A 21,000-nucleotide genomic window follows, 5' to 3' on the forward strand; every position below is an offset into this window, starting at 1 on the left:
GCTTGGCTTGGGGGATGGGGGGAACGGTCGGGGGAATGACGGGGAAGTCCGAAGTCCGGGGGGACAGGCGGCGCTTCAAGGGAGTTTGGGGACAAGCGTGCGAATCCGTCGCAACTCGCTTCAACTCGCCGCGCTCCGGGCGAGCTTAGTCCGCCCGGAACAACGCCGAGTCATATTCGGCAACCCTCTGCAGCCACCCGTCCGACGGGCATAAACTCTGCCCCATTTACACGCCGGGCTATCAATCGAACACAATGCGTGACTCGTCGAACGCCGACGGCGCATCGCTGGCACGGCGATGCCGCGGCGGCGGAAATACCCACGCCACACCCGGTGTTGGGACGTTTCATGGACGCCTGTTCCCCGGCGCGCTTGCGGCCGCAAGCGCCGCTGGTCACTCGCGACCACATCGACCTCGGTCGGGTGTGGTCGGCCTCGTGTTGCCGCTGACCGTCCCAAGTCAGCGCATTTTCACTCCAGTTCACCCCTGTTGAGACGAGGCCGCTTCACCATGCCCGTAGAGTTCCTCGGCATCGCCGCCACCAACGAAGGCTCCGAAGTCACCGCCCGTTCGGGCACGTCCTTCGACAAGGACTACACCCTCCGGCTCGCCCGCGCGCACGAGGACCACGGCTGGGACCGGGTCCTGTTCGCCTACGGCTCGGGCTCGCCCGACCCCTCCCCCGCCGCCGCGTACGTCGCCGCCCGCACGGAGAAGCTCCAGATCCTGGTGGCACACCGCCCGAACGTCTCGTACCCCACCTTCGCGGCGAAGACCTTCGCGACCCTCGACCACATCAGTGACGGCCGCCTGGCCGTGCACTTCATCACCGGCGGCAACGACCACGAGCAGCAGCGCGAGGGCGACTTCCTCACCAAGGACGAGCGGTACGCCCGCACCCGCGAGGCCATCCAGATCATCAAGAAGGCGTGGACCTCGCACGAACCGTTCGACCACGAGGGCACGCACTACCGCTTCGACGACTTCGTCAGCGACACCTTCCCCGTCCAACAGCCGCACCCGAAGGTCTCGTTCGGGGGTTCCTCACCGGCGGCGTACGCGGCCGGGGGCGCCGAGGCGGACATCTACTGCCTGTGGGGCGAGCCGCTGGACCGGACCGCGGAGCAGATCGAGTCGGTCAGGGCGGCGGCGAGGGCGGCGGGCCGCACGGACGTCCCCAGGATCCAGGTGGCCTTCCGCCCGATCATCGCACCCACCGAGGAACTGGCCTGGGAGAAGGCGTACGCGACCCTGGACCGCATCAAGGCCCGCAAGGCAGGCGCTCCCCCGTCCCGCCGCCACCCTCTCAAGAACCCCGAGAACTCGGGCTCGCAGCGCCTCCTCGAAGTGGCCGCGTCCGGCGACCGCCACGACCGCGCCCTGTGGACCCCGACGGCGGCGGAGACCGGCGGGGCGGGCAACTCCACGGCCCTGGTGGGCACTCCGGAGACCGTGGCCGAGGCCCTCCTGGACTACTACGACCTGGGCGTGGAGATCCTCTCGGCCCGCGGCTACGACCTCCTGGACGACGCGATCGACTTCGGCCGCCACGTGATCCCGCTCGTGCGCGAGGAGGTCGCGAAGCGGGACGCCGCGGCGTAGTGAACGGGTCCAGGGGCTGAGGCCCCTGGACCCGCTCGCTCAGCCCACCGAGCTGTACGCGACAACACCCCGCAACAGCTGGTCGACGGCCCGCCGCGCGTTCTTCGCGACCGTGCTGCCCTCCCGCGGCGCCGCCGCGGAGATCTGCCCCAGCACGTCGATCACCTGCTTGCACCAGCGCACGAAGTCCCCCGCGGGCATCTCCGCCTCGCGCAGCACCTCGTCGAGGCCCTTCCCGGACGCCCACATGTACGCCGCCCAGGCGAAGCCGAGATCCGGCTCGCGCTGGCCGACCCCCTCGGCCTGATTGATCTTGAACTCTTCCTCCAGGGCGTCGAGGCGCCCCCAGATCCGCACCATCTCGCCGAGCGCGGCCTTGGCGCCGCCCGACGGCAGCTTGGGCGCGAGCGCGTCGTCGCTGACCCGCGCCTCGTACACCAACGCCGAGACGCACGCGGCCAGTTCGGCCGGGCCGAGCCCTTCCCAGACCCCGGCCCGCAGGCACTCGCTCGCGAGCAGGTCCAGCTCGCCGTAGAGCCGGGCGAGCCGCTTGCCGTGCTCCGTGACCTCGTTGCCCCGCAGGTAGTCGAGCTCGGTGAGCAGGGCGACGATGCGGTCGAAGGTGCGGGCGATGGTGTTCGTGCGCCCCTCGATGCGACGCTCCAGCTGCTTGGTGTCGCGCAGCAGCCGGTGGTAGCGCTCGGCCCAGCGCGCGTGGTCCTCGCGCTCGTCGCACCCGTGGCACGGATGCGCCCTCAACTCCGCCCGCAGCCGCGCGATCTCACGGTCGTCGGCGGCGGGCGCCCGGCCCCTGCGGTGCCGCTCGGGGACGATGTGCCCGGCCTTCGTGCGCAGCGCGGAGGCGAGGTCGCGGCGGGACTGCGGCGAGCGCGCGTTGAACGACTTCGGGATGCGCATCCGCTCCAGGGCCTCGACGGGCACCGGGAAGTCCATCGAGGCGAGCCGCTTGACCTGCCGCTCGGCGGTGAGGACCAGCGGCCGCGGGCCGTCGACATGATCGAACCCGCGGTGTCCGTTGGCCCGCCCCGCCGGCAGTCCGGGGTCCAACACCAGTGCCAGACCCGCGTACTTGCCCGTCGGGACGTGGATGACGTCGCCGGGCTTCAGCTTCTCCAGGGACGCCGCCGCGGCCGCCCGGCGCTGCGCGGCGCCGTGCTTGGCCAGCTCCGTCTCGCGGTCCTTGAGCTCGCGGCGCAGCCGCGCGTACTCCTCGAAGTCGCCCAAGTGGCAGGTCATGGAGGCTTGGTAGCCCTCAAGTCCCTCCTCGTTGCGCTGCACCTGCCGCGAGATGCCGACGACGGACTTGTCCGCCTGGAACTGCGCGAAGGACGTTTCGAGCAGCTCGCGGGAGCGGTGGCGGCCGAACTGCTCGACCAGGTTCACCGCCATGTTGTACGAGGGCTTGAAGCTGGACCGCAGCGGATACGTGCGCGTACCGGCCAGGCCCGCGAGGTGCTCGGGGCTCATGGCGCGCTGCCACAGGACGACGGCGTGGCCCTCGACGTCGATGCCGCGGCGCCCGGCGCGGCCGGTGAGCTGGGTGTACTCGCCGGGGGTGATGTCGGCGTGCTGCTCCCCGTTCCACTTGACGAGCTTCTCCAGCACCACCGAGCGGGCGGGCATGTTGATGCCGAGCGCGAGGGTCTCCGTGGCGAACACGGCCTTCACCAGGCCCCGCACGAAGAGCTCCTCGACGACCTCCTTGAACGTCGGCAGCATGCCCGCGTGGTGGGCCGCGATGCCGCGCTCCAGTCCCTCCAACCACTCGTAGTAGCCGAGGACATGGAGGTCCTCGTCCGGGATCGCCGCCGTGCGGTCCTCGACGACGCGGCGGACCTCGGCGCGCGCCTCCTCGTCGTTGAGCCGCAGGCCCGCGTACAGGCACTGCTGGACGGCGGACTCGCAGCCGGCGCGGCTGAAGATGAACGTGATGGCGGGCAGCAGCCCTTCGGCGTCGAGGCGCTCGATGACCTCGGGCCGCCCCGGCGTCCAGATCCGCGATCTCTGCCGGCGCTCGCGCTCGCGGTCGGCCTCGCGGACCATCTTGCCCTTGCGGCGGTCGCGCGGGTTGTACGAGCGGGACGCCTCCATGCGGGCCATGCGCGTCAGGTCGGGGTTGACCGCCTTCTTGCTGCCCTCGCCCTCCTCGAAGAGGTCGTACATCCGCCGCCCGGCGAGGACGTGCTGGAACAGGGGCACGGGCCGGTGCTCGGAGACGATCACCTCGGTGTCGCCGCGGACGGTGTCGAGCCAGTCGCCGAACTCCTCCGCGTTCGACACCGTGGCCGACAAGGAGACCAGGGTGACCGACTCCTGGAGGTGGATGATCACTTCCTCCCAGACGGCGCCGCGGAAGCGGTCGGAGAGATAGTGCACCTCGTCCATCACGACATAGCCGAGGTTCAGGAGGGACTGCGAGCCCGCGTACAGCATGTTCCGCAGGACCTCGGTGGTCATGACGACCACCGGGGCATCGGAGTTGACGCTGTTGTCGCCGGTGAGCAGGCCGACCTTGTCGGCCCCGTAGCGCTTGGCGAGGTCGGTGTACTTCTGGTTCGACAGCGCCTTGATCGGTGTCGTGTAGAAGCACTTCCTGCCCTGGAGGAGGGCGAGATGGACGGCGAACTCGCCGACGATCGTCTTGCCCGAGCCGGTGGGCGCGGCCACCAGGACGCCCTTGCCCGCTTCGAGCGCCTCACATGCCTCGATCTGGAAGGGGTCGAGGCCGAATTCGTACATCTCGCGGAAGGAGGCGAGCGCGGTGGCCTGCTCGGCAGCGCGCTGCCGCGCTGCCGCATACCGCTCGGCCGGTGAGAGGTCCTCTGTCATCGTGCTTTCGAGACTACCGGCCACCACTGACAACAGGACGATCATTATCGGCAGGCGCCCGGACGCCCCGAATCGGCGGGAACGCCTGCCCGAGGGATCTCAGGGCGCGAGCACCCGCACCGCCCCCGGCACGCACCGGGCGGTCAGCGGCAGCTCCCCGAGCTTCTCCCCGTCCGCGTACGCGGTGGTCCCGGCGGCCGCCAGCTCCACCTTCGCGGCCCGGTGCACGGTGACCTTGGGGTGGTCGAGGTGCGTCCCCTTGTAAACCCGCGGGAAGACCTTCAGGAGGGTCGTGCGGCTGCAGTCGCCGACGACCGTGATGTCGAAGAGCCCGTCACTCAGATCCGCCCCGGCGCAGATCCGCATGCCGCCGCCGTACGAGGATCCGTTGCCCACCGCGACGAGCGTCGCGTCCACCTCGTGGACGTCCCCGTCGTCGAGCGTGATGCGGTACGGGACGGGCTTGAAGGCGGCGAGTTCGGCGACCATCGCGAGGTCGTACTTGAACCGCCCGGTGGGCCAGCGCATGCGGTTGCCCCGGTCGTTGACCCGCGAGTCGAAGCCGGAGGCGAGCACGGTCCCGAACCAGGTCTTGCCCACCTGCCCCAGGTCGACGGCGCGCGAGCGGCCCGCCGTGAGCGCGTCGGCCACCGCTGTGCCCGCGGCGCCCGGGTCCCGCACCGGCAGCCCGAGGGCCCGCGCGAAGTCGTTGCCGGTGCCGACGGCGATCACCCCGAGCGGCGTCCCGGTCCCGGCGACGGCCTGCAGCGCGAGGTTGGCCATGCCGTCCCCGCCGACGGCTATCAGCGCTCCGGTGCCGCTCTCGACGGCCTCCTGGGCCCGGCGCAGCGCGTCCGCGGCGTCCTCGCCGATGACGGTGCGCACGGAGAATCCGGCCTGCCGCAACGCCGAAGCGGCCGGCTGCGCCGCGTGGGCGCCCCGGCCGCGGCCCGCGGTGGGGTTGACGAAGAGGGTGATCTCGCTGGTCACGGCCGGACCCTACAAGGTCAGGTCACATCGTCGAAACCGTTGACCCGGTCCCGGTGGTCGGAACCCGCCTGCTCGGGGAGGGCGCGACGTGCGGTGACGGGCTCGTTGCCGCCGATGTCCTCGGGGGTGAGGTCGAGGTCGGACGCCTCGTCGTCGTCGAGCTCCGCGTCCGGGTCGTTCCTCCGCTTCCTCTTGTCGTTGAGGATCGAGACGCCGACCGCCATGAAGTAGAGCACCACGATCGGACCGGCGAGCGCGATCATCCCGAAGGGGTCGGTCGTGGGGGTCGCGACGGCGCCGAAGACGAAGACGCCCATGACGACGCCCCGCCACCAGCCGAGCATCCTGCGCCCGGTGACCATGCCCGTGAAATTGAGCATGACCAGCAACAACGGCAGCTCGAAGGCGGCACCGAAGACCAGGATCATCCGGACGATGAAGTCGAGGATCTTGTCCATCGGCAGGAAGTTCGCCGTGCCGTCCGGGGTGATGCCGAGGAGCACGCGCATGCTGATCGGCATGATCGCGTACGCGAGCCAGGCACCGCCGAAGAACAGCGGCACCGCGGCGGAGACGAACGCGTACGTGTACTTCCGCTCGTGCTTGTGCAGGCCGGGAGCGACGAAGGCCCAGAGCTGGTAGAGCCAGATCGGGCTGGAGATGATGATTCCGGCCATGAAGCTGACCTTCACCGTGGTGGTGAAGGGGGACAGCAGGTCGTTGAAGGTGACGGTCGCGCAGTTGCCGCCGCTGCCCACCTCGCCCTTGGGGCACTTCGGCACCGGGTCGCTGAGGAACTTCATCAGCTGCCGGTTGTAGAACGCTGCGATGATCGATGCGACCGTGATCGCGAGGAGACCCTTGGCGAGCCGGTTGCGGAGCTCGCGCAGGTGCTCCGCGAGGGGCATCCGCCCCTCCGGATCCCGCTCCTTCTTGCGGGCAGACTTAAGCAACCCACGTCCTCATCTCGTGCGGCAGGCCGGCGGTCGGGGCCGGCCTTGGATCAGCGCTGCGTCGTACGGTCGGTCGGCTCGGTGACGGGGCGCGAGCTGGTCACGTCACCGGGAGCGGCCTGGATGGTCTTCGGCTGCGCGGCGTCGGGCTGCGGCGGGTCGGCCGGGGCGGCCTCGTCCTTCTTGCCGTCCGACTTCATCGCCTTGGCCTCGCTCTTGAGGATGCGCGCGGACTTGCCGAGCGAACGGGCCATGTCCGGAAGCTTCTTCGCACCGAAGAGCAGGACGAGGATGACGAGGATGAGGATGATCTCGGTGGGGCCGAGCCTACCCATAGCTGTCTACCTTCTTCACCGAGGCGTCAGGGGATCCGGGGGCAGCTTCTGTCGGGACAGTCGTCCGACCACCGGGCTTGGCAGCGATCGTAACCCCCAGGAGTAAACGCAGGGCAATCCCCGTGCGTACTCCCAGTTGCGACCCGCGCCTCGCCCTTCGGGCCACTTCAGCAGCGTACCTGCCGGACATGGGCAGTTGACAGGCCGCCGGGGCAAAGGGGCTTCCGGGGGCGACCAAGAGGCACTAAAGGACGTCGCCGCCGGTGCGGGCCACGTGGGCCGCCGCCCGCTCGAGATCCTCGGCCGCAGCTCCGATCTTCTCTGTGGCCTCGGTCACTTGACGCCCCAGGCGCTGCGCCTCCACGAAGACCTTGATCGCCAGGACGCCGAGCACGGCGATCCCACAGAACCCCAGCGCCACCGCCGCCATCGCCCAAGCCATGCGCCGAGCCTAGACGGTCGAGTGCAGACGCAGCGTCCGCACCCCGCCGCCGGTGAGGAGTTCGACGATGCGCTCGCCCGCGGGCTTGCGCACCGCGGCGTGGCACTCGGGGCAGGTGAAGGAGTAGAAGGTGGTGCGGTGACTGGCGCCGATCGCCAACCGGAGCGCCCCGGCGGCCAGTTCGAAGCGGGCGCGGCAGTCCGGGCAGGCCGCCTTGAAGAGCACGGCACGTACCGGTTCCGGCAGAACGGGCTTCACAGACATCACAGCCATACCTCGCACTCTTCTCAGCTCTGCTCTTCGTACGCCGCGAGCGCGTCGCGGGCCTTCTGCCGCGCGCTGTCCGCGAGCTGGGCCGGGGAGACGATGTGCCCGTCCCGGCCGAGCCGCAGCGCGAGCCTGCGCAGCGAGGCCGGGTCCGGGGTGCGCAGCGTGATCCGCAGCCCCCCGTCGGGCAGCTCCTCCGCGCTGTCGTGCGGGTAGTACTCGGCGACCCAGCGCCCGCCGGGGCCCACCTCGACGACCACCTCGGGGTCCTCCGCGGCGGGCTGCACCAGGCTCTCGGAGAGGTCGCGCAGCTCCACCTCGGGCGGCGCCGACGGCTCGTCGAGGATCTTGATCTCGGCGACCCGGTCGAGCCGGAAGGTGCGCCGCGCCTCGGAGCGGCGGCACCACGCCTCCACGTACGTGTGCCCGACGCTCACCAGGCGGATCGGGTCGATCTCGCGCTCGGTGACCTCGTCGCGCGCGGGCGAGTAGTAGCGGATCCACAGCCGCCGCCGCTCGGAGATGGCGCGGTCGACATCGGCGAAGACGCCGCCCTCCGACTCGAAGGTCACCGAAAGGCGCGAGCTGGCGCCCGCCGCCTCGCCCGCCGCCGTCTCCAGCTTCGCGGTGGCCCGCAGCAGCGCCTGCCGGTCGCCCTCGCGCAGGCCGGGGAGCGTGGCCACCGCGCGGGCGGCCACCAGGAGCGCGGTCGCCTCGTCGGCGGCGAGCCGCAGCGGCTCGGCCGCCTCCGCCCCGAGGGCGGCCGGGTTGTGCCACCAGATGCGGTCGCCGTCGGTGTCGATGTCGAGGAGGTCGCCGCCGCGGAAGCTCGTCCCGCACAGCGGCAGCACGTCCAGGTCGGAGATCAGTTCGTCCGGGGTGATCCCGAAGGCGCGGGCAACGTCGCTGACGCGCGCGCCGGGGCGCTCCCTGAGATACGTGACCAGGGAGAGCATCCGCCTGGTCTGGTCGATGGCGTTCGCGGCCATGGTTGTCCGTGTCCCCCTCAGCCCTTGGCCACGGCACGCAGCCGGTCCACGACGTCCGCCCGCAGCTCCGCGGGCTCCATGACCACCACATCCGGCCCGAACTCCACGAGCCAGGCGTCCAGGCCGTGCCCGTACGGGATCTCCAGCTCCTCCCAGCCGTCGCCCAGGTCGCGCACCGGGCCCGTCGCCCTGGCCCGCAGCGGGTAGCCCGCGCCCGCGCGCAGCCGGATCAGGGCGCTGCGGTCGGCGGTCTCCCCCGCCCAGCTCGCGACGGTCTCGCGCACGGTGACCACGTCCGGTACGGCGGCCTTGAACTGCCCGGCGCGGGAGCGGACCTTGCCGGTGATCCGGGAGAGCCGGAAGACCCGCTCGGCCTCCCGGTCCCGGTCCCAGCCCGCGAGGTACCAGTGACCGCGCCAGCACTCCAGGGCCCACGGCTCCACATGGCGGGGCTCGGGGCGGGCGGCGGTGGCCTTGCGGTAGTCGAAGACGACGGGGCGCCGGTCCCGGCAGGCCAGCATCAGCGGCTCGAAGGCCGCCTCGTGCACGGGGATGCGGGGCTCCAGGGCGCCGTGCGCCTCGTACGGGTCGACGTCCTCCGGCAGGCCCGCGGCGCGCAGCTTCTGCAGGGCGCCGCTGGCGGCCCCGGCGAGGCGGGCCTGCTGCCAGACCTTGGCGGCGAGCCCGAGGGCCGCGGCCTCCTCGGCGTCCAGGGTGATGGGCGGCAGTCGGTTGCTGTCGCGGCGGGCGAGATAGCCGACGTCGCCGTCGAGGTTCTCCACCGTCTCGATGACCAGGCCGAGTTCCCGCAGATCGTCCTTGTCCCGCTCGAACATGCGGTTGAAGGAGTCGTCCGAACCCGCTTCCAGGTATGCCTCGATGGAGCCCCGCAGCTCGCGCTTGCTGAGCGGCCGTCGCGTCCCGAGCAGACACAGCGCAAGATTCATCAGCCGCTCGGCCTTGGCAATGGCCATCGACGCCCTTTCTCGGCCCGTCCCCTGTGCACGTGTGACAAGTGCTTCCGTAACAAGTGCTTCCGACCGATGACCGTACCGCTACGGGGTGTCGTGGCAAAAGCCGAGGGCTCTTGCCAGAGACGCCAAGGGCCCATGCCCGTTCAGGCATGGGCCCGTGCGCGAACGCGGGCGGACAGGTCCGGTCAGGACCCGTCACACACGGTGTCTCAGACGGAGACCAGGTCGCAGACGAAGATCAGCGTCTCGCCGGGGGCGATGCGGCCGCCACCGGCGCCGCGGTCGCCGTACGCGAGGTGGGCGGGGATGACCAGCTGGCGGCGGCCGCCGACCTTCATGCCCTGCACGCCCTTGTCCCAGCCGCTGATGACCTGGCCGGCACCGAGCTGGAACTCCAGCGGCGTGCCGCGGTTCCAGCTCGCGTCGAACTCCTCGCCCGTGCTGAAGGCGACGCCCACGTAGTGGACCTTGACGAAGTCGCCGGCCTTGGCCTCGGCGCCGTCGCCCTCCCAGATGTCCTTGATCTCCAGGTCCGCCGGGGGCTCGCCACCGGGGAAGTCGACCTCGGGCTTGTCGATGCTCACGTGAATGCTCCTGCTTGATACGAAATCGTCAACGCGGACAGTCTTGCATCCCCCGCGGGATCACATCGCGGCGAGGATGTCCACGGAGAAGACCAGCGTGGAGTCCTTCTTGATGCCGCTGCCCTGCGGCGGCTTGTCCCCGTAGCCCAGCTCCGGCGGGATGACGATGAGGACGCGGCTGCCGACCTTCTTGCCGGTCAGGCCCTGCGCCCAGCCCTTGACGACCTGCGCCAGCTGGAACTGGGCGAGCTGGCCGCGCTTGTACGACTCGTCGAACTCCTTGCCGGTGTCCCAGATGACGCCCTTGTACTGGCACAGGAGGGTGTTGGTCTCCTTCACCTCGGGGCCGTCGCCCTCGATGATGTAGGAGGAGACGAGCTTCTTGGGGGCGTCCGCCTTCGGCACGTCGATGGACGGGGCCTTGCCGTCGGTGTTGGTGCCGACCTTGGGCAGGTCCTTGTTGTCCTGCGCGACGTCCTTGCCCTTGGCGGAGCTCTTCGCGTTGAACGTGCCGACGATGTCGACGACGAAGACCAGGGTGTCGGTGCCCTTGATGCCCGCCTGCTTGTTGCCCTCCTTGCCGTAGCCCATCGCCGGCGGGATGGCCAGCTCGACGCGGCTGCCGATCCTCTTGCCGACCAGGCCCTGGTCCCAGCCGGGGATGACCTGGCCGACACCGATCGGGAAGACCGTGGGGGCGCCGCGATCGTAGGAGTTGTCGAAGACCTTGGCCGTGTCCCAGATCTGACCGAGGTAATTGGCCTGCAGATAGTCGCCCTTGGCGACCTCGCCGCCCTTGCCCTGGATCACGGTCTTCACGGCGAGGTCGGACGACGGCTTGCCCGAGCCCTTGGCGACGGTCGGCTTCTCGCCGAACTTGGTGCCCTTGGTGATCTCGGGGACCGGACCGCTCACGATCTTCGCGGTCGGCTCGCCCGACGACGAGTTCGAAGGGGTCGCGCTGTCTTTGGACTTGGCCTTGTCGCCCTTGTCGTCGCCACAGCCGGCGAGCGTGAGCAGGCCGGCCGGAACGGCAAGGAGCAGTGAACGTCGGCGCACGGTGGGGGCCTCGTATCGATCGAACTTGTGGGTTGGCGTGCGCGCAACTCTACGCATGGAGAAGGGCGCCGCACGAGGAACGTACGGCGCCCCGCGTTGCGTTCCCGCAACGCCACTCTGGTCACGCGGCCCTCAGGGCCACCTCACAAAGTGCTCATATCGCTTGTCACATGCCGGCGATGAGCTTCTCCACCCGGTCGTCCACCGACCGGAACGGGTCCTTGCACAGCACGGTGCGCTGCGCCTGGTCGTTGAGCTTCAGGTGCACCCAGTCCACCGTGAAGTCCCGGCGCTGCTCCTGGGCCCGGCGGATGAAGTCGCCGCGCAGCCGCGCCCGGGTGGTCTGCGGCGGCACGGACTTGCCCTCGAAGATCTTCAAGTCGTTGCAGATCCGGGCGGCTTGCCCCTTCTTCTCCAGGAGGTAGTAGAGGCCACGACGTCGGTGGATGTCGTGGTACGCGAGGTCTATCTGCGCGACCCGGGGGTGCGACATCGTCATGTTGTTCTTGGCGCGGTACCGCTCGATGAGCTTGTACTTCATGACCCAGTCGATCTCGGTGCCGATGCGGTCCAGGTCCTCCGTCTCGATCGCGTCGAGCGTGCGGCCCCACAGCTCAAGGACCTGCTCGACGGTGCCGGTGCGGATGCCGCGGCGGTCCACGAAGTCCACGGCCTTCTCGTAGTACTCGCGCTGCACCTCGAGGGCGGATGCCTCCCGGCCACTGGCCAGGCGCACCTTGCGGCGCCCGGTGATGTCGTGGCTGACCTCGCGGATGGCCCGGATCGGGTTCTCCAGGGTCAGGTCACGCATGACCGTGCCCGCCTCGATCATGCGCAGGACGAGGTCGGTGGCTCCGACCTTGAGGAGCATGGTCGTCTCGGACATGTTCGAGTCGCCCACGATGACGTGCAGGCGGCGGTAGCGCTCGGCGTCGGCGTGCGGCTCGTCCCGGGTGTTGATGATGGGCCTCGAACGCGTGGTCGCGGAGGAGACCCCCTCCCAGATGTGCTCGGCCCGCTGGCTCACGCAGTACACGGCGCCGCGCGGAGTCTGCAGCACCTTGCCCGCGCCGCACAGCAGCTGCCGGGTGACGAGGAACGGGATGAGAATGTCCGCGAGCCGCGAGAACTCCCCGTGCCGGGCCACCAGATAGTTCTCGTGGCAGCCGTACGAGTTTCCCGCCGAGTCGGTGTTGTTCTTGAAGAGGTAGACGTCGCCCGCGATTCCCTCCTCGTGCAGGCGGCGTTCGGCGTCGACGAGCAGGCCTTCCAGAATGCGCTCGCCTGCCTTGTCGTGGGTGACCAGCTCGGTCACGTTGTCACATTCGGGAGTTGCGTACTCCGGATGTGAACCCACGTCGAGATAGAGGCGGGCGCCGTTCCGCAGAAAGACATTGCTGCTGCGGCCCCATGACACGACACGGCGGAAGAGGTACCGCGCCACCTCGTCAGGAGACAGGCGGCGCTGTCCCCTGAACGTACATGTGACGCCGTACTCGTTCTCCAGCCCGAAAATGCGGCGGTCCATGACTGAACATTACGCCTGATGCCCGGTACTGAAACCGGGTTCGACAGCCTCAGTTCGATCATTTTCCGATGAACCCGCAACGACCTCACCATCGCCGGTAGCTGCGAGGACCCGCCCCGTGGCAAGCAGCACAAGCAGCGCGGCCCCGCCCGCGAGCCCCGGCACCGCGAAGCCCCACCCGATCCCGCCCCACTCGACGGCCGGTCCCCCGGCGGCCGTTCCGACCGAGGCGCCCACCGTGAAGGTCGTCACGAGCCACGAAAACGCCTCCGTGACCGTGCCCTTGGGGGCGTGCCGGTCCACCACGATGAACGCGCACGCGAGCGCGGGCGCCAGGAAGACCCCCGCGAGCCCCGTGAGCGCCACCATGCCCACCGCTCCCGGCGTCAGGAGCAGCGGCACGTAGCCGAGCGCGAGCAGCGCCACCAGGACCCGCAGCCGCCTCTCCGGCGCCCCGCTCCACTGCCGCGCCCCGTACACGGCGCCGCCGATGAGGGCGCCGAGGCCGAGGGCCGCCATCATCCAGCCGTACACCGCGTCGCCACCGTGCTCGTCGGCGTACGCCACTCCGGCCACCGTGATGGAGCCGAGCGCGGTGCCGACGAAGAGGAACGCGCCGAGGAGCGCGAGGAGTCCGGGCGAGCGCAGCGCGCCCAGCCAGTGCGCCTCACGGGGCGCGGACCGCCACGCGCGCGAGGGCTCGGAGACGACGACCGAAAGGGCACCCAGCACACCGATCACGTTGACGACGAGCAGCGCGGCCTGGGCCGACCACAGGGAGACGCAGGCCGTGACGAGCAACGGCCCGACGGTGAACATGACTTCCTGGGCCACCGCGTCCATCGCGTACGCGGTGTGGACCTCCTCCTCCTTGCCGAGCACGCTCGGCCACAGCGCCCGCAGGCCGCCCTCCAGCGGCGGTGTGGCCACGCCCGCCACGGCCACCGCCACGTACGCGGCGGCCAGCGCGTCGGGCCCGGTGAAGGCGAACGCGGCCATGCCCAGGGCGGAGACGACCGCGGCGGGCAGCTGCACCCGCGGCTGCCCGTGCAGGTCCACCAGCCGGCCGAGCAGCGGCTGACCCACGGCGGTGGCCACCCCGTACACGGCGGCGAGCCCGCCCGCGAGGCTGTAGGTGCCGCCCTCCGCGCGGATGAACAGCACGATGGCGATGGCCGCGGTGGCGTTCGGCAGCCGCCCCACGAGCGTGCCGACGAGCAGCCGCGTCGCGTACCGCGTGCGCAGGATCGCCGCGTAACCCCTCAGTCCGGCAGCCATGTTCGCGCCTCTCCCCCGCGCCGCAGCGCCCCAGGTTTTACGTATAACGTCGAGCGTCATACGTACCATGTGCGCTGTCCGTGAGTCCACCCTCGCGGCAACGACCAGGAGGTGTCCGTGGCCGGGCCACAGCAGGAAGCGGCGGGGCCGCGCCCCACCAGCCGCGACGTCGCACGCGTCGCCGGGGTCTCCCAGGCCACCGTCTCGCTCGTCCTCGGCGACAAGTGGCGCGGCCGCGTCGCCGAGCCCACCGCCGAACGCGTCCGCGCCGCCGCCCGCGAACTCGGCTACCGGCCCAACATCGCCGCCCGCAACCTCCGCCTCGGCCGCACCAGGACGGCCCTCCTGGTCGTCCCGGCCCTCACCAACGAGTTCTTCGCCCGCGTCTACACCGGCGCCGCCCGCGTCGCCGCCCGGCACGGCTTCGGCGTCGTCCTCTACCCCTCCCCCGAGGGCGTCGGCCCCGCCCGCGACCCCTTCGACTCCGCCCGCGCCTCACTGGACGGCGTCCTCGCCTCCTCCATGGCCTCCGAAGCCCTCGCCACCATCCGCGGCGACGAACTGCCCCTCGTCATGCTCGACAGCGACCCCGCGGGCAGCCGCGGCGCCGCCACCGTCAACCTCGACATCGCCGACGGCATCCGCCAGGTCACCGAGCACCTCCTCGGCCTCGGCCACCGCCGCGTCCTGCACCTCGCCGCCGACGTCGACTCCTGGACCTTCGTCGTCCGCGCCCGGGCCCTCGCCGCCGCCCTCGACGGCACCGGCACCTCGGTGCGCACCGTCGCCGCACCGCTGTCCGTCGAGAGCGCCCGCACCGTGGCCGAAACCGCCCTCACCGCGCCGGGCCCCCGCCCCACGGCGATCGTCTGCGACGACGACTTCCTGGCCGCCGGGGCCTGCAAGGCCGCCCGCCGCCTCGGCCTGCGCGTCCCCGAGGACCTCTCCGTCACCGGCTTCGACGACCTCACCCTGGCCACCGCCGTCGAACCCGAACTCACCACCGTGCAGCTGCCCGCCGAGGAGTTCGGCGAGCGCGGCATGACCTCCCTGCTGGCCGTCCTCGACGGCCACATCCCCGCGACCGAGACCCTCCCCGTCCACCTGGTCCCCCGCGGCTCCACCGGCCCGGCCCCCAGCCGCAGTTGACCCCGCGCCGCCCTCCGCACACGACAGAGCCCCGCGCCCCGGCCGTTGCGGCCGGGGCGCGGGGCGTCCATCACGTGGGGAACTACTCCGGCGCGGCGTCGTCCGACTGCTCGCCGCCCTCGCTGTCGGCGCCGACGCCACCCGCCGCGCCCTCCTCGGCCGACAGCAGACGCTCCAGCTGCCGCCCGACGATGCGCTTGAACTTGCGCTGCTGCGGACGCGTCCGGTCGAGGACCGCCACCTCCAGCCGCTCCGCGGGGATCTCCCGCTCGCTGCCGTTGGTGTCCCGGGACAGCGACGTCACCGCCAGCTTCAGCGCCTCCGCCAGCGTCATCCCGTCCTGGTGCCGCTGATCGAGGTAGGTGCTGATCTGCTCGGCATTGCCGCCCACGGCGACCGAACCGTGCTCATCAACGATCGATCCATCATGCGGAAGCCGGTAGATCTGATCGCCGTCCGGCGTCACACCGACCTCGGCGACGACCAGCTCCACCTCGTACGGCTTCTCGGCATTGCTGGAGAAAATCGTGCCCAGCGTCTGCGCGTACACATTCGCCAGGCCACGCGCCGTCACATCGTCACGGTCGTACGTGTAACCGCGCAGATCCGCATAACGGACGCCGCCGATGCGCAAATTCTCGTACTCGTTGTACTTGCCGGCGGCCGCGAAGCCGATCCGGTCATAGATCTCGCTGAACTTGTGCAGCGCACGGGACGGGTTCTCGCCGACGAACACGATGCCATCGGCGTACTGCATCACGACCAGGCTGCGACCGCGAGCGATCCCCTTACGGGCATACTCGGCCCGGTCGGCCATGGCCTGCTGGGGTGAGACATAGAACGGCGTCGACACCGGCTATCCGTCCCTTCCTTCAAAGACACTCAAGTCGACAAAACTCAAGTCAGTGGCGAATACGGATCGTTCGGATCGACTAGAGCAGCGAGGCCCGCGGGCCATCGGGCTGCTCAAGACGCCGCTCAAGGATCGACCGGGCGATCTCCGACGACTCATCGTCGGAGAGCCGCCGGAACCCCTCGTCGGAGATCACGGTGACGATCGGGAAGATCCGCCGGGCCATGTCGGGACCGCCCGTCGCCGAGTCGTCGTCGGCGGCGTCGTACAGAGCCTGCACGACGAGCGTCGTCGCCTCCTGCTCCGACAGGTCGTCCCGGAAGAGCTTCTTCATCGCTCCGCGCGCGAAGACCGAACCGGAACCGGTCGCCGCGAAGCCGTGCTCCTCGCTCCGGCCGCCCGTGACGTCGTACGAGAAGATGCGGCCCTTCTCGCGGTCCACGTCGTAGCCCGCGAAGAGCGGGACCACGGCGAGCCCCTGCATGGCCATGCCGAGGTTGGAACGGATCATCGTGGAGAGCCGGTTGGCCTTGCCCTCCAGCGAGAGCGTCGCCCCCTCGACCTTCTCGAAGTGCTCCAGCTCCAACTGGAAGAGCTTGACCATCTCGACGGCCAGACCGGCCGTACCGGCGATGCCCACCGCCGAGTACTCGTCGGCCGGGAAGACCTTCTCGATGTCGCGCTGCGCGATCACATTGCCCATCGTCGCCCGCCGGTCACCGGCGAGCACCACGCCGCCGGGATAGGTCACGGAAACGATGGTCGTGCCGTGCGGCGCCTCGATCGCGCCCTGCACCGGCAACTGCCGGTTGCCGGGAAGAATTTCGGGCTGGTGGTTCGAGAGGAAGTCCACGAAGGACGACGACCCAGGCGTCAGGAAGGCAGCTGGCAGTCGCCCGGTGCTCAAGGGTTTGGCTTCCACGAGGTTCCCTCCACGTAAGCGATGGCCCGACTCATGACGTCGGGATCGTCTCCCAACTTGCCCATGGCCGAATTGCAGTTGAAGCAACGTACGCCTCGGACCCTACCCGCCGCGTGGCATTGATCCACATGAATGGCAAGAGCCCGGAGACATTCGCGCAAGCGCGCTTCGGACGGCCCGCCCGCCCCTCGGCCGTCTCACACGGCTCGCGGAGCGGGACAGGGCCATCCGAAGCCCGCTTGCGTCGGACAAGCCGACAACAGCTCCCACACTCACCTTCGTATCGAAGGTGAGGTCACTCTCCGCCCTTCTGGACGAAGCTTCGAACGAAGTCCTCTGCGTTCTCCTCGAGGACATCGTCAATTTCGTCCAGAACCGAGTCCACGTCGTCGCTCAACTTCTCCTGGCGCTCCTTGAGATCCTCAGAAGCCTGCGCGTCCTGCGCCTGCTCCTCGACCTCCTCGGTGGAGCGCGTCGCCTTCTGCTGTCCGCCGCCGGTGTCCTTGGTCGCCATCTACCTCACCCCGCTCGGTTCGACGTTCTTGATCAGACCCTACAAGCCGGGTCCGACATCGGCCCCGCACTTCTTTCAACGTGCGGGGGCCACCCATGTGATTCCCCGGCCGTCGGCCTTTCAGCCGTGACTCAGCCTCCGGACAGGACCCTGACCAGATCCTCGGCCGTACGGCACCGGTCGAGGAGCTCCTTCACGTGGTTACGCGTTCCGCGAAGGGGTTCGAGGGTCGGGACCCGCTGGAGCGAGTCACGGCCCGGCAGGTCGAAGATCACCGAGTCCCAGGAAGCCGCCGCCACGTCGTCCGCGTACTGCTCCAGGCAGCGTCCGCGGAAGTACGCACGGGTGTCCTCCGGCGGCTTCGTACGGGCCTTCTCGACCTCTGTCTCGTCCAGGAGGCGCTTCATCTTGCCCCGGGCCACCAGACGGTTGTACAGGCCCTTCTCGGCCCGTACATCGGCGTACTGGAGGTCGACGAGGTGGAGCCTGGCGGCGTCCCAGTCGAGGCTGTCGCGGCGGCGGTAGCCCTCCATGAGCTCCCGCTTGGCGACCCAGTCGAGCTCCCCGGAGAGGCTCATGGGGTCCGACTCCAGGCGGCCCAGGACGTCCTCCCAGCGGGCCAGGACGTCCTTGGTCTGCTCGTCCGCGTCCGCGCCGAAGCGCTCCTCCACGTACTTGCGGGCCAGCTCGAAGTACTCCATCTGGAGCTGGACCGCGGAGAGTGTCCGGCCACTACGGAGCGTGACCAGCCGCTTGAGCGTCGGGTCGTGCGAGATCTGGTGCAGGGTGCGCACCGGCTGGTCGACGGCCAGGTCGACGGCGATGAAGCCGTCCTCGATCATGGCGAGGACCAGCGAGGTGGTGCCGAGCTTCAGATACGTCGAGATCTCGGAGAGGTTGGCGTCGCCGATGATGACGTGCAGGCGGCGGTACTTCTCCGCGTCGGCGTGCGGCTCGTCGCGGGTGTTGATGATGGGGCGCTTGAGGGTGGTCTCGAGGCCCACCTCGACCTCGAAGTAGTCGGCGCGCTGGCTGAGCTGGAAGCCGTGCTCGTGCCCGTCCTGGCCGATGCCGACGCGGCCGGCGCCGGTGACGACCTGGCGGGAGATGAAGAACGGCGTCAGGTGGCGCACGATGTCCGAGAAGGGGGTCTCCCGCTTCATCAGATAGTTCTCGTGCGTGCCGTAGGACGCGCCCTTGTTGTCGGTGTTGTTCTTGTACAGGTGGATCGGCTGTGCGCCGGGCAGCTGGGCGGCACGCTCGGCGGCCTCCGCCATGATGCGCTCGCCTGCCTTGTCCCACAGGACGGCGTCACGGGGGTTGGTGACCTCCGGGGCGCTGTATTCGGGGTGTGCGTGGTCGACGTACAGGCGTGCCCCGTTGGTGAGGATGACGTTGGCCAGGCCGATGTCCTCGTCGGTGAGCTGGCTGGCGTCGGCGGCCTCGCGGGCGAGGTCGAAACCCCGCGCGTCCCGCAGCGGGTTCTCCTCCTCGAAGTCCCAGCGGGCGCGTCGCGCCCGGTGCATCGCCGCGGCGTAGGCGTTGACGATCTGGGACGAGGTGAGCATGGCATTGGCGTTGGGGTGGCCGGGGACGGAGATGCCGTACTCCGTCTCGATGCCCATTACTCGCCGTACGGTCATGCGGCCCTCCTTGCCCGGCGGCGCCCCCGGGTGGGGGCGGCGCTCAAGTACCGCTGGTTCTCCGGTGCGTGTGCGGTGCCCGTCCCCGCACTGCGCGACTCGGCGGTACCGAAGAGCCTAGAACGCCTTTGCGCTGGTGGGGAGATCAATTCCGTCATTGCTCTGCTCTGTTCGTGGCCTGAAAAACAGTCGGCTGCGGGTACCCGTGAAGGGCACCCGCAGCCGCCCTGTCTTTTACAGGTACTGACCGGTGTTGGCCACTGTGTCGATGGAGCGTCCGGTGTCTGCGCCCTGCTTTCCGGTGACAAGGGTGCGGATGTACACGATCCGCTCGCCCTTCTTGCCGGAGATCCTGGCCCAGTCGTCCGGGTTGGTGGTGTTCGGCAGGTCCTCGTTCTCCTTGAACTCGTCCACGCAAGCCTGGAGGAGGTGGGAGACCCGGAGGCCCTTCTGGTTCTGTTCGAGGAATGCCTTGATGGCCATCTTCTTGGCGCGGCCGACGATGTTCTCGATCATGGCGCCGGAGTTGAAGTCCTTGAAGTACAGGACTTCCTTGTCGCCATTGGCGTACGTGACCTCGAGGAAGCGGTTCTCCTCGGACTCCGCGTACATCTGCTCGACGACCGACTGGATCATGCCGACCACGGTGGCGCGCCGGTCGGCGCTGTGCTCGGCCAGGTCGTCCGAGTGCAGCGGGAGGCGCTCGGTGAGGTACTTGGCGAAGATGTCCTTGGCCGCCTCGGCGTCCGGGCGCTCGATCTTGATCTTCACATCGAGTCGTCCGGGGCGCAGGATCGCGGGGTCGATCATGTCCTCGCGGTTGGAGGCGCCGATGACGATGACGTTCTCCAGCCCTTCCACGCCGTCGATCTCGGCGAGCAGCTGCGGGACGATGGTGTTCTCCACGTCCGAGCTGACACCGGATCCGCGGGTGCGGAAGAGGGATTCCATCTCGTCGAAGAAGACGATGACGGGGGTGCCCTCGCTCGCCTTCTCCCGGGCACGCTGGAAGACCAGGCGGATGTGGCGCTCGGTCTCACCGACGTACTTGTTGAGGAGCTCGGGGCCCTTGATGTTGAGGAAGTAGCTCTTCCCCGCGGGCTGCCCGGTCACCTCGGCGACCTTCTTGGCAAGGGAGTTGGCGACGGCCTTCGCGATCAGCGTCTTGCCGCAGCCGGGAGGCCCGTACAGCAGCACGCCCTTGGGCGGCCGCAGTTCGTGCTCCTTGAAGAGGTCGGGGTACAGGTACGGGAGCTCGACGGCGTCCCGGATCATCTCGATCTGGCCGCCGAGGCCGCCGATCTTGTCGTAGCTGATGTCCGGCACTTCTTCGAGGACGAGCTCTTCGACCTCGCTCTTGGGTACGACCTCGTAGACGTATCCGGAGCGGGGTTCGAGCAGGAGGGCGTCGCCGGGGCGGATGGTGATGTCCAGCAGGGGCTCGGCGAGCCGCACCACCCGTTCCTCGTCGGTGTGCCCCACTACCAGCGCCCGTTCGCCGTCCTCGAGGATCTCCTTGAGGGTGACGATGTCGCCGACGCTCTCGTACTCCATGGCCTCGACCACGTTGAGCGCTTCGTTGAGCATCACTTCTTGGCCGCGCCTGAGCTCTTCGAGCTCGACGCTGGGGCTGACGTTCACCCGGAGTTTGCGTCCTCCGGTGAAGATGTCGGCCGTGCCGTCCTCGTTCGCCGTGAGGAAGACTCCGAAGCCGGCCGGCGGCTGTGCGAGCCGGTCGACTTCCTCCTTGAGGGCCACGATTTGGTCGCGGGCCTCGCGGAGTGTGTTGGCGAGCCGCTCGTTCTGTGCGGACACGCCGGCCAGGTTGGTCTGCAGCTCGACGATCCGCTCTTCGAGAATCCTCGTGTGCCGCGGAGAGTCGGCGAGCTTGCGTCGCAGGACGGCGATTTCCTGCTCGAGATAGGCAACCTGACCGGCAGGGTCTTCAGACCCTCGCCCGGGCCGGATGCCGCGGTTGATGTCGTCGTCGTGGGCTGCCACGGTCCTCACCTCCTCCAAGGGGAGCTGGACGCTTCCAGACCCTACCTGGGTGGGTGTCGATTGAAA

At 69.6% G+C, this 21,000-nt stretch carries 20 protein-coding genes; 2 read left to right on the forward strand and 18 right to left on the reverse strand.

All coding sequences use genetic code 11. The features are described 5' to 3' along the window. Nucleotides 1-511: 511 nt before the first annotated feature. The gene (locus ACQB60_RS17355) at nucleotides 512-1,603 is read left to right on the forward strand and encodes an LLM class flavin-dependent oxidoreductase (RefSeq protein ID WP_496926880.1); all 1,092 of its coding nucleotides are present in this window, start codon (nucleotides 512-514) and stop codon (nucleotides 1,601-1,603) included. A 39-nt stretch (nucleotides 1,604-1,642) separates the two neighbouring features. Here ACQB60_RS17355 and ACQB60_RS17360 read toward each other — a convergent pair whose 3' ends face one another. The 12 genes from ACQB60_RS17360 to ACQB60_RS17415 all read right to left on the reverse strand — a co-directional run bounded on the left by ACQB60_RS17360 (nucleotide 1,643) and on the right by ACQB60_RS17415 (nucleotide 13,852). Then, nucleotides 1,643-4,498: a DEAD/DEAH box helicase gene (locus ACQB60_RS17360; RefSeq protein WP_496926881.1), complete on the reverse strand. Its 2,856-nt coding sequence runs from the start codon at nucleotides 4,496-4,498 to the stop codon at nucleotides 1,643-1,645. 54 nt (nucleotides 4,499-4,552) lie between these two features. Then, entirely contained in the window at nucleotides 4,553-5,443 is an 891-nt protein-coding gene (locus ACQB60_RS17365; protein WP_496926882.1) for a diacylglycerol kinase, read from the reverse strand. 17 nt (nucleotides 5,444-5,460) lie between these two features. Further along, nucleotides 5,461-6,351 carry a twin-arginine translocase subunit TatC gene (gene tatC / locus ACQB60_RS17370; protein WP_496927103.1) on the reverse strand — a complete coding sequence of 297 codons (891 nt, stop codon included), beginning with the start codon at nucleotides 6,349-6,351 and terminating at the stop codon, nucleotides 5,461-5,463. Nucleotides 6,352-6,446: 95 nt separating this feature from the next. Continuing rightward, entirely contained in the window at nucleotides 6,447-6,731 is a 285-nt protein-coding gene (tatA, locus tag ACQB60_RS17375; protein ID WP_496926883.1) for a Sec-independent protein translocase subunit TatA, read from the reverse strand. Nucleotides 6,732-6,975: 244 nt separating this feature from the next. Continuing rightward, nucleotides 6,976-7,173, reverse strand: coding sequence for a hypothetical protein (locus ACQB60_RS17380; protein ID WP_496926884.1), 198 nt, complete (start codon nucleotides 7,171-7,173; stop codon nucleotides 6,976-6,978). 9 nt (nucleotides 7,174-7,182) lie between these two features. Further along, the gene (locus tag ACQB60_RS17385) at nucleotides 7,183-7,446 is read right to left on the reverse strand and encodes a hypothetical protein (RefSeq protein ID WP_384849845.1); all 264 of its coding nucleotides are present in this window, start codon (nucleotides 7,444-7,446) and stop codon (nucleotides 7,183-7,185) included. A gap of 14 nt (nucleotides 7,447-7,460) precedes the next feature. Then, nucleotides 7,461-8,429 (reverse strand): helix-turn-helix transcriptional regulator, encoded by a 969-nt coding sequence (locus ACQB60_RS17390; protein ID WP_496926885.1) that lies wholly within the window; start codon nucleotides 8,427-8,429, stop codon nucleotides 7,461-7,463. 17 nt (nucleotides 8,430-8,446) lie between these two features. Next, entirely contained in the window at nucleotides 8,447-9,403 is a 957-nt protein-coding gene (locus ACQB60_RS17395) for a helix-turn-helix transcriptional regulator (protein ID WP_496926886.1), read from the reverse strand. Nucleotides 9,404-9,612: 209 nt separating this feature from the next. Beyond that, nucleotides 9,613-9,987: an FKBP-type peptidyl-prolyl cis-trans isomerase gene (locus ACQB60_RS17400; protein ID WP_496926887.1), complete on the reverse strand. Its 375-nt coding sequence runs from the start codon at nucleotides 9,985-9,987 to the stop codon at nucleotides 9,613-9,615. 60 nt (nucleotides 9,988-10,047) lie between these two features. Beyond that, on the reverse strand, nucleotides 10,048-11,046 hold the full coding sequence (locus ACQB60_RS17405; protein ID WP_496926888.1) for an FKBP-type peptidyl-prolyl cis-trans isomerase: 999 nt from the start codon (nucleotides 11,044-11,046) through the stop codon (nucleotides 10,048-10,050). Between the two features lie 166 nt (nucleotides 11,047-11,212). After that, a complete protein-coding gene (gene pafA, locus ACQB60_RS17410) occupies nucleotides 11,213-12,574 on the reverse strand; it encodes a Pup--protein ligase (protein ID WP_355810318.1) in 1,362 nt (453 codons plus the stop codon). A gap of 9 nt (nucleotides 12,575-12,583) precedes the next feature. After that, the gene (locus ACQB60_RS17415) at nucleotides 12,584-13,852 is read right to left on the reverse strand and encodes an MFS transporter (RefSeq protein WP_496926889.1); all 1,269 of its coding nucleotides are present in this window, start codon (nucleotides 13,850-13,852) and stop codon (nucleotides 12,584-12,586) included. A 117-nt stretch (nucleotides 13,853-13,969) separates the two neighbouring features. Here ACQB60_RS17415 and ACQB60_RS17420 point away from each other — a divergent pair, with 117 nt between their 5' ends. After that, a complete protein-coding gene (locus ACQB60_RS17420; RefSeq protein ID WP_496926890.1) occupies nucleotides 13,970-15,001 on the forward strand; it encodes a LacI family DNA-binding transcriptional regulator in 1,032 nt (343 codons plus the stop codon). An 82-nt stretch (nucleotides 15,002-15,083) separates the two neighbouring features. Here the strand turns inward: ACQB60_RS17420 and prcA are convergent, their stop codons facing one another. The 6 genes from prcA to arc all read right to left on the reverse strand — a co-directional run bounded on the left by prcA (nucleotide 15,084) and on the right by arc (nucleotide 20,934). Further along, nucleotides 15,084-15,854, reverse strand: coding sequence for a proteasome subunit alpha (gene prcA, locus ACQB60_RS17425; protein ID WP_496926891.1), 771 nt, complete (start codon nucleotides 15,852-15,854; stop codon nucleotides 15,084-15,086). Nucleotides 15,855-15,933: 79 nt separating this feature from the next. Beyond that, nucleotides 15,934-16,776: a proteasome subunit beta gene (gene prcB / locus ACQB60_RS17430; RefSeq protein WP_496926892.1), complete on the reverse strand. Its 843-nt coding sequence runs from the start codon at nucleotides 16,774-16,776 to the stop codon at nucleotides 15,934-15,936. Next, nucleotides 16,758-16,904 (reverse strand): endonuclease domain-containing protein, encoded by a 147-nt coding sequence (locus ACQB60_RS17435; RefSeq protein ID WP_496927104.1) that lies wholly within the window; start codon nucleotides 16,902-16,904, stop codon nucleotides 16,758-16,760. The genes prcB and ACQB60_RS17435 overlap by 19 nt, the downstream gene beginning before the upstream one ends. A gap of 167 nt (nucleotides 16,905-17,071) precedes the next feature. Continuing rightward, on the reverse strand, nucleotides 17,072-17,290 hold the full coding sequence (locus ACQB60_RS17440) for a ubiquitin-like protein Pup (protein ID WP_011027899.1): 219 nt from the start codon (nucleotides 17,288-17,290) through the stop codon (nucleotides 17,072-17,074). 131 nt (nucleotides 17,291-17,421) lie between these two features. Beyond that, nucleotides 17,422-18,933, reverse strand: coding sequence for a depupylase/deamidase Dop (gene dop, locus ACQB60_RS17445; protein WP_496926893.1), 1,512 nt, complete (start codon nucleotides 18,931-18,933; stop codon nucleotides 17,422-17,424). A 234-nt stretch (nucleotides 18,934-19,167) separates the two neighbouring features. Continuing rightward, nucleotides 19,168-20,934, reverse strand: a complete 1,767-nt coding sequence (arc, locus tag ACQB60_RS17450; RefSeq protein WP_384849809.1) for a proteasome ATPase — start codon at nucleotides 20,932-20,934, stop codon at nucleotides 19,168-19,170. Nucleotides 20,935-21,000 lie beyond the last annotated feature (66 nt).

Origin of the sequence: Streptomyces odontotermitis (assembly GCF_050510915.1) — a bacterium.
In the GTDB taxonomy this organism is placed as follows: Bacteria; Actinomycetota; Actinomycetes; order Streptomycetales; family Streptomycetaceae; genus Streptomyces.